Source organism: Allobosea sp. CER48 (genome assembly GCF_044752385.1).
Classification (GTDB): Bacteria; Pseudomonadota; Alphaproteobacteria; order Rhizobiales; family Beijerinckiaceae; genus Allobosea.
This window is the reverse complement of the sequence record NZ_JBIWYK010000721.1, coordinates 1-1,122: the sequence shown is the minus strand read 5'-3', so window position 1 is coordinate 1,122 and position 1,122 is coordinate 1. Positions and strand designations below refer to the sequence as shown.

The 1,122-nt window shown below is 68.4% G+C and carries 1 protein-coding gene; it reads right to left on the bottom strand.

Features of this window, described 5'->3' with window-relative positions:
- On the bottom strand, window positions 1-872 hold an 872-nt coding region (locus tag ACIPIA_RS16795), incomplete at its 3' end, for a KpsF/GutQ family sugar-phosphate isomerase (protein ID WP_400511117.1).
- Window positions 873-1,122: the final 250 nt, after the last annotated feature.

Below are 1,122 nucleotides of genomic sequence, written 5' to 3'. Positions count from 1 at the left end.
AGTTCGAGCGCCTCGACGGCGAGAGTGCCGAGCCCGATACGGCGCGGATTGGCTGTCATGATGTCGCGCGCCCTGAGCGAGGTGCCGCCGCCCATCGTCGCCTTGCGGCGCAGATCGCCATCCGTGACCACGCCGGCGAGCTTGCCGTCCAGGTCCATCACGACCGCGCAGCCGAAGCTCTTCTCCGAGATCATGGCGACCACATCCGGCAGCAGCGTGTCGAGCCCGATCAGCGGCAGATCCGTGCCACGATGCATGATGCTCTCGACGGTCTTGAGCTGCGCGCCCAGCTTGCCGCCCGGATGGTAAACGAAGAAATCCTGCTTCGAGAAGCCGCGTGCCTCGAGCAGCGCCACGGCCAGGGCGTCACCGAGCGCGATCTGCATGGTCGTCGACGTCGTCGGCGCGAGCCCGTTCGGGCAGGCCTCGGTGGCCTTGGGCAGGACCAGCGCGACATCGGCTTCCTTGCCGAGCGTGCTCTCGGGATTCGAGGTGAAGGCGATCAGGCCGACCCGGAAGCGGCGAGTGTAGCCGACGAGCGCCGCGAGTTCCGCCGTCTCGCCCGACCACGACAATGCGATCACCACATCTTCCGGCTGCACCATGCCGAGATCGCCATGGCTTGCCTCGGCGGGATGGACGAAATGCGCAGGCGTGCCCGTCGAGGCCAGCGTCGCCGCGAGCTTGCGCCCGACATGGCCGGACTTGCCCATGCCGGAGACGACCACCCGGCCGGTTGCGGCCTGGATCATGGCCACCGCCGCCGCGAAAGGCTGGCCAAGTCCGTTGGCCAGCGCATCGTGAAGCGTGTCGAGTCCCGCTCGCTCGGTGGCGACGGTGCGAAGGGCGGAAGCGCGGATATCGGCTGTCATGGCGCGCGCTCTAGCACGGGGAGGCCCGCGATTTCCACCGCCGCGGCGACCGCTCCTGCTGCGTTGACGGCTCCTTAACCCTGTTCGTTCTAACTCCGTTAACCATGCGCGCCTTCCGGGGCGCGTGAGCTGTTGCCTGGAGCCTGGCGAACCCTTGTCCGGTCGCGTGAAGATCCTGCTTCTGTCCGGCACCACCCTGGCTGGACTCGCGTTCGGCTGGACGGCCGCGGCGCAGCAGGCGAACGCGCTC